Below are 12336 nucleotides of genomic sequence, written 5' to 3' on the forward strand. Positions count from 1 at the left end.
TCCTCCTACCCGGCAGGCGCCCCGGCGGTACCGGTCCGGGCCGAGGCGACCCCCGGCCCCGGGACCTCGTGCCTAGTCTCCGGAGCGACTGCCCAGGCACACGGCCTGCCTGCGGCTGAGCGACGCCGCTGCCGGGGCGGCAGCGCGACCCAGGGGGCCACATGAGTGACGCGACTCTCGACACCGCCACGCGTGCCGTCCACCGGTGGCTCACGCTGGGGCGGGACGTCGTCGTGCGCGGCGACCACGGGTCCGGGCGCTCCTCGCTGCTCGACCTGATGCGCCGCCTCCCGCACCGCCGCGCGGACACCGTGCTGCTGCGGGCGTCCGGCCCCGCGCCCTTCGCGACGCTGCGCGCGCACGAGTCCCTGCCCACCCGGCGGGGCCACCCGTGGTCGGAGTCCGAGCTCGTCGAGTGGCTGACGGGTGAGCTCGGCTCCGAGGGCTCGCTGCTGCTCGTCGACGACGTCGAGCACGTCGACGAGGGCACGCTCGCCGTGATCCGGCGGTCGCTCGCGCAGAGCCGTGCCGACCTCGTGGTGACCACCGCGGTGGACCTGGCCCGTGACGCGGACGCCGCCCTCGCGCGGCTGGTCGGCGAGCGCGCGCCGGCCGAGGTGCTGCTGCCGCCCTTCGCCGACACCGAGCTGCACGCCCTGGCCCGCACCGTGCTCGGCGGCGCCGTGGACGCGACGCTCGTGGCGGAGCTCGCCGCCGCGTCGGCCGGCAACCCCCGGGTGGCGACCCTCGTGCTGCAGTCGGCGCGCTGGGCCGGCGCGGTGGGGAGGTCCGACGACCGCTGGACGGTGACCCGCCCGCTGCGCGAGGCGCCCGGCGACCCGGTCGTGCACCTGCTGACCGCCCGCCTGCCGCCGCACCACCTGGACGCGCTCGAGCTCGTCGCGTGGCTCGGCACGCCCGACCACGACACCGTCGAGCGCCTCGTCGCGCCGGCCACCGTCGACGCCCTCACCGCGCGCCGCCGGCTGCTCGGCTTCACCGGCACCGACGGCACCTCGCGGTACTCCGTGTCGCCGCCCGCGCTCGCCGACGCCCTGCGCGCCCGCCTGCTGCCGGAGCGCCGGCGCCGGCTCGCCCACCTCTCCGGCCGGGCCCCCGCCGCCGACGCGGTCGTGCCCGTGACGCCCCTCGACCTCGGGGAGGAGGTGCCGGTCCCCCTCGCGCGCCGGGGCGCCGAGCTTCCCCGCCGCTCGCCCGAGGTGGCGGGCGTCCTGCGCGAGCACGAGCGGTCCCGCGAGGAGGCCCTGCTCGACGCGTGGCGCCGCGACCCCCGCACCGGCCCGGCCAACGCCCTGCTCGACCAGCTCGCTCGGCGGCCGGCGCACGACCTGGCCCGCGAGGTGCTCGCCGGCACCCGGCTGCAGGACGACGACCCCGCCGGGCGCGCCCGGTTCCGCGCCGCCGGGCTGCGCTGGCTCGTCCCGTCCGGCGGCGGCCCCGCAGCCCGGGCGGCGTTCCTCGCCGAGCACCGGGGCGAGCTCGGCCCGCTCGCCGCCGCGTTCCGGGTCCACGACGACGTGACGGCCGCGGCCCGCGCCGGTGCCGACGACGCCACGCTGCTCGGCACGGCGGAGGACGCCGGGGGCGACGTCGCGGCCCGCGTCGCGGTCTCCCGCGCCGCCGCGCTGGTCGAGGTGGGACGGCTCGACCTCGCGCTGCGCCTCTGCCGGGGGCCCGTGCTCGCGGACCCCCCGACCGACGAGGTCCGTCACCACCGGGACGCCGTCGACGCGGTCGCGACCATCCTCCTGGGACGGCTCGACGAGGCCGAGGCCCGGGTGCGCCGCGAGCTCGCCGCCGCCTACGCCCGCGCGGACGTGCTCGGCGTGCGCGTGCACGCGTGCCTGCTCGCCGAGGTGCTCATCTGGACCGGGCGCAGCACGGCCGCGTGGCGCGCGCTCGGCGGGGCGCTGCGGCTCGGGCCGGCCGGGCCCGTCGGCGCGGCGTTCCACCGGCGGGCGCTCAGCCTCGCCGCGATCCTGCGCGTCTCCAGCGGCGACGTCGACATGGCGGAGTCCCTGGTCGCGTCGCTGGACGCCCTGCCCCGCGCCGACCGCCCGATCGTCGGCTCCCTGTCCGCGCTGGCCCGCGCGGCCGTCGACGAGGTGACGCGCCCGACTCCCGACGACCTGCTGTGGGAGCGGGGACGACGCTACGCGCAGGAGGGCCGGCGGCAGCCCGCGCTGGTGTGCTGGCTGTTCAGCACCGCGACGTACGCCCCCGAGCAGCTCGCCGTGGTGCGCGAGACCTACGAGGCCGCGCCGCTCCCGCTGCTCGAGCCCTACCTGCGGCTGCACGAGGCCCTCACCGCCAAGGACGTGGCCGGGGTGGTCGCCCGGCTCCACGCCCTGCCGGCGGATCCCGGCGACCGCTTCCGCCAGGCGATGGGCCACCTCGACGGCGTCGCGCTGCCCGACGAGCGGCCCCCCGTGCGGGTCGTGCTCCGCGCGGAGGACCACCTGACGCTCTCGCCCCGCGAGCGGGAGGTCGCCACCCTAGCCCGGGAGGGCCGGTCGAACCGCGACATCGCCGACGCCCTCGGGCTCAGCGTGCGGACCGTGGAGAACCACATGAGCGCCGTGCTGCGCAAGCTCGGCTTCACCCGCCGGTCGGACCTGAGCTGGTGGAACGCCACCGGCACGGTCGCCGCCGCAACGCACCGCCCGGACGCCGCGCGGACGGGGTGACGCGCGCGGGGGACGTCGGAGCCGCCCGCACCACGGCGGGCGCGGAGCGCGGCGAGTCCCCGGCTCCACCAGGCCCCGGCGAAGCCCCCGGCTCGCCACACGACCTGGCGAGGTCCCCGGCTCGCGGCGAGACCCCGCCTGCCGCTGCTGCGGCGGGTCAGGCCTGCGCGTGCGCCAGGGCGGCGCCCGGGCCCCGGGCGGCCCGCTCGGCGGGGGCCCGGCGCGCGCGGGCGTCAGCCGGGCGTGCGCGGTGGGGCTGGCGGGTGTCGCGCCGCGCGCCCACCAGCACCTCGAGCCCGCGCGGGACGATCGCGTCGGCGATCTCCCCGACGACCTGCAGCACCGCGCCGTCGCGCACCGCGTAGCGCACCTGGCGGCCGCGCCGCTCGCCGAGGAGCGCGTCGCCGACGACGAGCCCGGCGCGCTCGAGCTCGCCGAGGTACTTGAGCACGCCGGACCGGGACATCCCGAGGGCGTCCGCGATCTCCCGGCAGATCATCCCCGGGCGGGCCGAGAGCAGCTGCAGCACCGCGAACCTCGGGGAGACGACCGCCGCGAGCGCGGTCGAGAGCTCACCGGCTGCCGGGTCGTGCTCGTCGGGCGGGGCGAGGACGCGGACCGCCGGAGCGGCGGCTGTCGCCGTCCTCACCGGGCGGGGTGGACCGCCCCGGGCACGGCGGCCCGGGTGTCCCTGTCGGCGGACCGGTGGACGGCCGGGGCGTGCCCGACGGGCGCCACGCCGAGCACCGCGGTGAGCAGGCGGTCGAGGAACCGGTCGCGCGTCGCGGAGGCGAGACGGACCGAGCCGTCCCGCCCGACCTCGACGTGACCGCGCTCGCTCAGCTCCCGGAGCGCGCGGGCGTCGGCGGCCGGCAGCTCACCGGCCTGCTCCGCCCCGAGGGGGCCGCCGAGGAGCCGTGCGACCAGGCGTCCGCGCGACGGGTCTGCCAGGTCGGACGTGGCGGTCATGCGGGCTCCTCGGGTCGGTGCGCTGCGCGGCGGTGGTGGCGGGCGGCTGCGTGGGCCCGCGGCCGCGAGCGGTGCCCCCATCGTGGGGACGCGAGCGGGTCGTCGTGCCGGGATGCCGGCAGGACGCGGGTCGGAAGGGGGCGGATTGAGTACCGGGGAGCCCTCGGGCGGGGGCGATCGGCGGGCGGGCGGGGTACCTCATCCGCCCGTCCGCAGCCGGGGCCCGAGCCACGTCGCGGCCACGCGCAGCAGGTCCGCCCGGCCCTCGACGCCGATCTTGCGGTACGTGCTGAAGACGTGGTTCTCGACCGTGCGCACGCTCAGGCTCAGCTCGGCCGCGATCTCGGACGTCCCCAGCCCGACGACGACCTGGCGCAGCACGTCGAGCTCGCGCGGCGACAGCTCCAGGGCGTCCAGGTACGGCGAGAAGACGCCCGGGGCGTGCCGTGCGACGTCGAGCGACGCGGCCCACGCCGCCTCCACCTGCGCGACGGCCTCCGAGGCGAGCCCCCGCTGCTTGAGCACCCGCGCCCGGGCGACGCCCGCCCGGACCTCGTACAGGACCGCGCCGCAGCGCCCGAACCGCGTGGCGGCCTCCGCGAGCGCCGCCTCGTCCTCGTGACCGAGCGCCACGGCGTACTCCACGAGCGCCTCGAGCAGGCCGCCGTCCACGCGGGTACCGAGCTCGGCGACGACCCGGGCCCGCGCGGCGTCGGGCCGGCGCTCGAGGGCCTCGACGGCGAGGAACAGCGCCGCGGTCAGGTACCCGCCCGCGAGGTGCGCCTCCACCGCCGCCCACAGGCCGTCGGCGTCGCCCTCGGTAAGCGCGACGAGCGCCTCCCCGGACGCCATCAGGGGCAGCGGCCCCGCGGGCTGCCGGGTCGCCGCCGCCTGGCGGGCGATGCCCGCCGCGTACGCGTCCTCCCCGCGCCAGAGCGCCGCGAGCACGGCGACCGACAGCAGGCCGACGTGGTAGTGCCGCTGCAGCGTCCCCACGGAGGTCACGGTGAGCGCGGAGGACAGCCAGTCGTCGAGGGCGGCGACGTGCCCCCCGACGGCCATGCCCAGCGCCGTCACGTACGCCAGCGGCCGGAACGAGGCCGGGTCCGACGCGAGCTGCCCGAGGTCGGCCGGCGGGGTCGTCCACGTCGCGGGGTCGGGCTGCTCGGCGGCCAGCACCCGGGCCAGGCCCTCGCACGCCTGGTGGTGCCGGTGGAAGAGCGGCAGCTCCGGCACGGCCGCGGCCAGGAGCGACCGCGCCGCCGCGGTGCGACCCCGGGCCAGCTCCGTCTCCACCGCGACCCCCCGGCTGGCCTCCGCGTTGAGCGGGCTCCGGTCCTCCGCAGCGGTGGTGCGGGGCGGCTTCGGGACGCGGTCGAGCAGCAGGCCGAGGTGGGCGGCGGTGGCGCGCAGGTAGGCGCCGTGGGACGGCACCGCGAGCTCGGCGTCCGCGAGCACCCGGCGGGCGTCCGCCAGCCGCCGGCGGCCCACGGCCAGGTACACCGCGTACCAGGCCTCCAGCTGCGCCCGGTCCGCGTCGCCCCCGATCTCCCGCGCGGTGCCGCGGTAGACCTCGACCACCTGCTCGTCGACGCCGGGCCCGGTGCGCACCGGCGAGGCGAGCGTCGCCTCGAGCAGCCGGGCGCCCGCCGCCGGGGCCCGGTCCTCGGCCCAGGCCTGCTGCAGCCGGTCGCGGACCTCCTCCCAGTGGTCGGCGAGCCGCGTGCTGACGACCGCCTCCGGGCTGTGCACCCGCGCGCCGCCCGCCGCCCGGAGGGGGTGCGGGACGGCCGGCACCTCGTCGGCGAGCCGCGCCTCGATGTCGAGCCGCAGCGTCGCCGGGCAGTGGGCGACGAGGTGCTCGCCCAGCAGCGGCGGGTACAGGCCCATCGCGCCGCTGCCCGAGCCGTCGAGCGCCCCGACGAGCCCCGCCCGCTGCAGGTCCAGCAGCCGGGCGTCGTCGACGAGCGCCCGCACGCGCCGGACGTCGAGAGGGCCGGCGACGGCCAGCAGCGTCAGCTCCTCGACCGTCCGCGCGTCGAGGCCGGTCAGGTAGCCGTCGAGCGTGTGCGCCAGCTCCGGCGACCACAGCGGGGCGGTCGCGCGCCACACGGCGCCGTCGTACGTGAGCGTGCCCGCGCGCCGGCCGACGGTGACGAGCGCGCGCACCAGCCCGGGCAGGCCGCCCGACTTGGTCGCGAGGCGGGCGACGGTCGACGAGTCGACGGGGCCGCCGAGCAGCTCCTGCGCGCAGGCGTGGACCTCGCCGAAGCGGAGCGGGGCGAGCGGGAGCCGGATCCCCGGCTGCATCCCGGGGAGCACGGCGACCACCGCCTCGTCCCGCTCGGTGCCGAGCCGCCGGGTCACGAGGGTGGGCGCCGGCACGGTGGTGCGCAGCGCGGCGACGACTCCGGCGCTGGCGGCGTCGAGGCCGTCGAGGTCGTCCACCACGACGACCGCCCCCCGGCCGCGGACGCGGGGCCGCAGCGCGGCCAGCACCTCGCCGACGCTCGACGCCCCGCCGCGCGGCAGCTCGAAGCCCGCCGCGGAGATCCCCCCGAGCGGGCGGTCCCGCAGCGCGGGGACCCCCGTCAGCCGCAGGACGGGCACGCCCTCGTCGTGGAGCGTCTGCTCGACCAGGTCCGCGACGTGCGAGCGCCCGGAGCCCCGGTGGCCGACGACGTCGACGCTCACGCCCTCGTTCAGGTACCCGACGACGTCCGCGACGACGCCCACCCGCCACCCCCTCTCCCGTCGCGCCGCCCGGAGGGTCGCGGCACGCTCGCGCGTCTGCGTCATGGTGAGGCGTCCTTCCGTGCGGTGAGTACCCGGGCGCGCACACCGGGGGCGGCGTCACGCAGGGTCGAGGGGCGGTGCGCGCCGCGCCGTCCACGACGGCACCTCCACCGGGGGGCCGGGGGCGCGAACCGGGGGTCGGCGGCGCGCACCCGGTCGGACCCAGGGTGCGGCACCGCGGGACCACGCAACGGCTCCCGCGACGGCTCCGTAGGTGGCGCGCCGGGCATTGGCACGGGCTCCCGCTCAGGACAGGATGGGCTGCGCGACGGTGCTGCTCAGGAGGTGGGCGATGGACCAGACCCTGGACGTGGCGGGCGACGCGCTGCGGTGGCTCGACCTGGGCCGCGACGTGCTGATCCGCGGCGAGGAGGGCTCGGGCCGCACCACCGCGCTCGACGACCTCGTGCGGCGGGCGACCGCCGCGGGCACCCACGTGCTGGTGCTGCGCGCCTCGCACGTGCCCGAGGCGCCGCCCCTGACGCCCGTGCTGCTGCACGAGCTCGCGCGGACGCCGCGGTCCGCCGGGCGCACGCCGCTCCCGGAGCTGGTGGACGTCCTCGCCGAGGAGCTCGCCGGGCGCCGCAACGTGCTCGCGGTGGACGACCTGGACCACCTGGACCCCGCGACGCTCGTCGTCGTCGAGGAGCTGCTGCGCCGCACGTCCTGCCTGCTGGCGGCGACCGTGGACTCCGCCGTCCTCGAGGGCCCGGCCCGGCGCACGCTCGCCGGCCGCGCCCCCGCGGAGGTCGCCGTCGCGCCGCTGGGCGAGCCGGGGACCGCGGGACTCCTCGCGGACCGGCTGCAGGGCCCGCCGGCGCTCGCCCTGACCGCCGCGCTGCTCAACCAGTCCGGCGGGCACCCGGCCGTCGCGCTCGCGCTGCTGGACGCCGCCCGGTGGTCCGGCGCGGCGGAGCGCGTCGACGGCGTGTGGGACCTGGTCGGGCCGCTGGAGGACGCCCCGCTCGACGCGGCCGTCCACGCGCTGACCCGTCGCCTGGACCCCGGGCTGGTCGACGCGCTCACGCTGCTGTCGTGGACGGGACCGGTGCCCGCCGCCGACGCCGCGGAGCTGGCCGGGGCGGGCCGGTTCGACGAGCTGCTCGCCCGCGGGCGGCTCACCGCGTCGACCGCCGACCCCGACGGCCTCGTGCTCGTCACCCCGCCGGCGCTCGCCCACGGGCTCGTGCGGCGGCGGACGCCGGCGCAGGCGCGGCACGACGACGCCGTCGTGCGCGCGCACTTCGGCACGGACTACTCGCCGCGACCGCACACGGCGGTCGACCCGGCGGTGCCGGACACGCTCACCTGGCAGCTCGCCGCCGAGAACCCGTCGGCCGCGTGGACGTCCGCGACCGCGGGCCTGCTGCTCGACCGCGTGTCCGTCCAGCGGGCCGCCCGGCGGGCGGCGTGGCGCGAGGCGCCGACCGTGCGGCACGCGGTGGCGCTGCTCGACGCGTTCTCCGGCTCCCCGGACCGCGCCCTGGTCCGGGACGTCCTCGCCCACGTCGAGCGGGGCCCGGACGACGACCCCGCCGACGTCGCGCGGCTGCTCGAGCAGCAGGCGCAGTGGTCGGCCTGGGCGGAGGAGGACGCGGGCGCGCTGGGACGCACCGCCACGCGCCTCGGCCTGCCCGCGGACGCGCGTACGCCGCTCGCGGAGGCGCGGGAGCTGGTGGCCGCCGCGCGGGCGGCCGTCCACGACGGCCGGCCGGAGGAGGCGCTCACGCTGCTCGGGTCGGCGGAGGCGCCCCCGCCGGAGCCCGTGCGCGCCGCCCTCGAGGCGCTGCGGACGGACGCCCTGCTGTTCGACGGCCGCGTCGAGGAGGCCTCGACGTGGGCGCGGACGCACCTGGCGCACGCCGCCGCCGAGCTGGACGCCGTCTCGGTGCGCGCCCACACGTCGACCCTCGCGGGCCTGCAGATCGTGTCGGGCCGCGGGCAGGACGCGTGGCCCTGGCTGAGCGTCGCGCTGCGGCTGGGGCTGCCCGGCCCGTTCGACGACCCGATGCCGCTGCGGGTGGTGCCGCTCGGCGCGGTCGTGCACGCACGCGCGGGCAACCTCCGGTTCGCCCAGCTGCTGTTGCGGGAGCTCGACCACCGCGACGTCGCCGGTGACCCGCTGCTGCGCGCGCTGACGGCCTGGGCGGAGGCCGAGGCGCACTACGCCCGCGGGGAGGTCGAGGCGGGGAACCGGCTGCTGTGGGAGCACGGCCTCGGCGCCGCGGAGGCGGGGCACCTGACCGCCGCGATGGTGTGCTGGTCCTGGATCGCGTGGGTGTACCCGCCGGACCGGCTGCGGGTCGTCCTCGACCGGTTCCCCGCGGACCGGCTCTCCCTCTTCGCGCCGGTCGTGGAGCTGCACCGGGCGCTCAGCGAGGGCCCGGGCGCCGCCGTCGTGGCGGCCGTGGGCGGGCTGCGCTCCACCCTCGGGCCGGCGCAGTCCCGCGTCGTGCTGGACCGGCTCACGGAGCTCCGCGCGCAGGAGGGGCTCCCGCCCCTGACGGCCTCGCAGGTCTCCGAGGCCGCCGGGCGTCCCGCGGGCCACGGCCTCGACCCGTCCGTCGAGCGGACGGCCGCGGGCGCCGACCCGCTGAGCGACCGGGAGCGGGAGGTGGCCCTGCTCGCGCGCGCGGGCCTGAGCAACCGCGAGATCGCCGCGCGGCTGTTCCTCAGCGTCCGGACGGTCGAGAGCCACATGTACCGGGCGCTGCGCAAGCTCGGGCTCGCCGCCCGCACCGACCTCGCCGCGGACTGGGACCCCGACGCGGGCTGACCCGCGTCGGGCACCGGCCGGCGCGAACCGGCGCGAACCGGCGCGAACCGCCGCGGGCCGGCGTGGGCCGGCGTCGTCAGAGGGCCGGTTCGTCCGCCTCCCACGAGGGGCGCTGCGACGGCGGACCGGGCGTGCCGGGCGGGGCCGGCTCGACCGCGGTGCGGTCCCGGCCGCCGCGCTTGGCCGCGTACAGCGCGATGTCCGCGGACGCGAGGGCCGTCGCCGGCGGCGTCCCCGCGTGGATCACGGCGACGCCCGCCGAGAACGTCGTCTCCGCCCCCGACGCGCGCCACTGCTCGCGCACCCGCTCGACCAGGCGGACGGCGTCGCTCGGGTGCGTCTGCGGCAGCACCAGCACGAACTCCTCGCCGCCGAACCGGACCACCATGCCGCGGCGGCCGACGTGCTCGTCCAGCAGCCGGGCGAACGCCACCAGCACCTGGTCGCCGACGACGTGGCCGTGACGGTCGTTCACGAGCTTGAAGTGGTCCAGGTCGCAGATCACCAGGCAGTCCCCGGGCGTCTGGCTGGCGAGCTGCGCGTCGAGCGCCCGGCGGTTGCCGACGTGGGTGAGGGCGTCGGTCTCCGCGGCGGCCCGCAGCGCGAGCTCGTGCCGCAGCGCGATCCTGCTGGCGAACCGGAGCGCGGACGCCGTCGCGAGCCACACGGCCGTGTACGTCAGCAGCCGCATCACGCCCGGGCCGTCGAGGACGGGCAGCAGCGCCAGGTAGGTGCTCCAGCCGAGCGGGACGAGACCCAGCGACCAGCCGAACGGCAGGAACAGGCCGGTGTACACGAACGCGAGACCGACGAGCCCCAGCAGCGCGGTGGACACGGCGTCGCTCGTGAGGCCGACGCTCGTCAGACCGCCCAGGGCGCCGACGGGGAAGCCCGCCACCAGCCACGGGTGCGGGCGGGCCCGGAACGACAGTGCGACGAACGCGAGCTGCGGGAGCGCGACGGCCACCAGGGTCCGCAGCGTCGTGGCGTCGCGGTCGAACAGCACGTAGGCGAGCAGGACGATCGTGCCCGTGACGGCGGTCAGCACCCGGCCGTAGACCATGGCGAGGTAGCGCGGACGGTCGTCCGCGCCCATCCCGGGGTCGCCCTCCAGCTGGAGCGTCACGAGGCGCACACCCGGAGTATCGACACGCGCGGTGCGGCGGATGAGCGGATCCGCCGCACCGGCCGACGCGCCGTCACCGTCCGCGACGGGCGCCGCGCCCCCAGGCAGGCCCGGCCGACCCGACGGGAACGGCTCCGCCCCGGGGAGCGCACGCCGAGGCAACTTCGCCGCGAGTGGCCATGGACCCCCCACGTCCGCCCCTGGGAGCGTGCTGCCGGCAGCCGCCCACCACCCGAGGAGAACCGTGCCCCCGCTGCTCGACCACGCCCGCCGCGCACTCGGTGCGGTGCCCCTCAACGTCGGGTTCGCCCGCGCCGCGATGGACGTCGCCGGCGCGGTGCCCTGGGCCGACCGGGAGCACGACCCCCGCGCCTTCCACGTGGTGCACCCGTACGGGATGTCGCTCGTCTGGGGCCCGGCGGTCGGGGAGGCCCGGGACGCGGTCGTCGCGCACCTCGCCGCCCGCCGCGCCGCGGGGCACGAGGAGTGGCTGCAGGTCGATCCGCGGTGGACGGCGCCGGACTGGGACGACGCGCTCGGCGCCGTGCCGCTGGCGGAGGCGGGCGCCCACCCGGCGCGCGGCGCGGTCGTCCGTCACACCCGCCTCAACTTCACCTCCGACCCGGATGCGCACCGCGCGCGGCTCGGTGCGCTGCGCCCCCCGGACGGCTGGCGGGCGCGGCGGGCCACGGCCGAGGACTTCGCGTGGGCCGGGGCGGTGGTGCCGTCGGGGTTCTGGCCCGACGCGGCGAGCTTCCTGGCGCACGGGGGCGGCACGGTGGTGGAGCGGGACGGGCGCACCGGGGCGATCGCCTTCACGTCGTACCGCACGGGCGACGACCTGGAGCTCGGCATCGAGACCGACCCGGCGTACCGCCGGCAGGGGCTGGCCTCGGCCGCGGCGGCGGCGATGCTGGCGGACGTGCTGGACGCCGGGCTCACGCCGGTGTGGTCGTGCCGGGAGGACAACGTCGGCTCCGCGCGGCTCGCGCTGCGCCTGGGGTTCACCCCGTCCACCCGGACGCCCTACTACCACCTCCTGCCGTGGTAGACCGGGAGCCCGGAGGGACGCGCGGGACGACGACGGGCGAGGAGCGGCACGTGGAGCTGGACGGGATCGCGGTGCGCACGCTGCGCGGCGAGGACACGACGTTCGGGGAGCTGACCGGCGGGCGCGTCGCGCTGGTGGTGAACGTCGCGTCGCGGTGCGGCCTGGCGCCGCAGTACGAGCAGCTCGAGGAGCTGCACCGCCGGTACGGCCCGCGCGGGTTCACCGTGGTGGGGGTGCCGAGCAACCAGTTCCTGCAGGAGCTGTCGTCGTCGGACGCCATCGCCGAGTACTGCTCGACGACGTGGGGCGCGACGTTCCCGATGCTCGAGAAGACCCCGGTGAACGGCCGGCACGCGCACCCGCTGTACCGGGCGCTGACGCGGTACCCCGACGACGCGGGCCGCGCCGGGCGGATCACCTGGAACTTCGAGAAGTTCGTCGTCGCGCCGGACGGCCGGGTGCGGCGGTTCCGGCCCCGGGTGCGCCCGGACGCCCCGGAGGTCGTCGCCGCCGTCGAGGAGCTCGTCGGTCCCGGACCGGCCTGATCGCCGCCACGGTCACCGCCGCGGGTCCCCGCGCGCCCCGACGTCAGCGCGGCGGCCGGGGCAGCGACCGCGCGGCCGGCTCCGTGAACTCCAGGGTGATCCGCAGGTACCGCAGCTCGCGGGAGTCCAGCACCCGGCCCGCACCCGAGTAGTGGATCGTCTCGCCGTCGATGAGCTCGAGCACCGCCATCGGGGCGTCCACGAGCAGCGTGCCCGTCGTGACGTCCTCGATGCGCAGGCTGGCGGCCGTGCCCTCGATCCGCACGGTGTGCCCGCGCACGTCGACGGCGCGCAGCAGGGCCCGGGTCTCGCCGTCGCGGAGCAGGATGCGGGTCGGTCGGAGCACGGGTGTCCCTTCGGCGGTC

The 12336-nt window shown here is 78.6% G+C and carries 9 protein-coding genes; 4 read left to right on the top strand and 5 right to left on the bottom strand.

Features of this window, described 5'->3' with window-relative positions; translation table 11 throughout:
* The first annotated feature begins 161 nt into the window (after positions 1–161).
* Positions 162–2708: a LuxR C-terminal-related transcriptional regulator gene (locus AAHH18_RS00095; protein WP_343300115.1), complete on the top strand. Its 2547-nt coding sequence runs from the start codon at positions 162–164 to the stop codon at positions 2706–2708.
* Between the two features lie 157 nt (positions 2709–2865).
* Here AAHH18_RS00095 and AAHH18_RS00100 read toward each other — a convergent pair whose 3' ends face one another.
* The 3 genes from AAHH18_RS00100 to AAHH18_RS00110 form a co-directional block, all read right to left on the bottom strand.
* Complete coding sequence (locus AAHH18_RS00100; protein ID WP_343300116.1) at positions 2866–3357, bottom strand: ArsR/SmtB family transcription factor; 492 nt, start codon at positions 3355–3357, stop codon at positions 2866–2868.
* Positions 3354–3677, bottom strand: coding sequence for a hypothetical protein (locus AAHH18_RS00105; protein ID WP_343300117.1), 324 nt, complete (start codon positions 3675–3677; stop codon positions 3354–3356). The genes AAHH18_RS00100 and AAHH18_RS00105 overlap by 4 nt, the downstream gene beginning before the upstream one ends.
* A 198-nt stretch (positions 3678–3875) precedes the next feature.
* Positions 3876–6476 (bottom strand): LuxR C-terminal-related transcriptional regulator, encoded by a 2601-nt coding sequence (locus AAHH18_RS00110; protein ID WP_343300118.1) that lies wholly within the window; start codon positions 6474–6476, stop codon positions 3876–3878.
* A 289-nt stretch (positions 6477–6765) separates the two neighbouring features.
* Between AAHH18_RS00110 and AAHH18_RS00115 the strand changes: the two genes are divergently transcribed.
* A complete protein-coding gene (locus tag AAHH18_RS00115; RefSeq protein WP_283319231.1) occupies positions 6766–9249 on the top strand; it encodes a helix-turn-helix transcriptional regulator in 2484 nt (827 codons plus the stop codon).
* A gap of 76 nt (positions 9250–9325) precedes the next feature.
* Here AAHH18_RS00115 and AAHH18_RS00120 read toward each other — a convergent pair whose 3' ends face one another.
* Positions 9326–10384, bottom strand: a complete 1059-nt coding sequence (locus tag AAHH18_RS00120) for a GGDEF domain-containing protein (RefSeq protein WP_343300119.1) — start codon at positions 10382–10384, stop codon at positions 9326–9328.
* 235 nt (positions 10385–10619) lie between these two features.
* On the opposite strand from AAHH18_RS00120, the gene AAHH18_RS00125 reads away from it, so the two are divergent.
* Complete coding sequence (locus tag AAHH18_RS00125; protein ID WP_343300120.1) at positions 10620–11426, top strand: GNAT family N-acetyltransferase; 807 nt, start codon at positions 10620–10622, stop codon at positions 11424–11426.
* A 50-nt stretch (positions 11427–11476) separates the two neighbouring features.
* Positions 11477–11971, top strand: coding sequence for a glutathione peroxidase (locus AAHH18_RS00130; protein ID WP_283319228.1), 495 nt, complete (start codon positions 11477–11479; stop codon positions 11969–11971).
* A gap of 43 nt (positions 11972–12014) precedes the next feature.
* Here the strand turns inward: AAHH18_RS00130 and AAHH18_RS00135 are convergent, their stop codons facing one another.
* Positions 12015–12317 (bottom strand): hypothetical protein, encoded by a 303-nt coding sequence (locus AAHH18_RS00135; RefSeq protein WP_343300121.1) that lies wholly within the window; start codon positions 12315–12317, stop codon positions 12015–12017.
* Between the last annotated feature and the right edge of the window lie 19 nt (positions 12318–12336).

Origin of the sequence: Cellulomonas olei (assembly GCF_039548315.1) — a bacterium.
Taxonomy (GTDB): Bacteria; Actinomycetota; Actinomycetes; order Actinomycetales; family Cellulomonadaceae; genus Cellulomonas.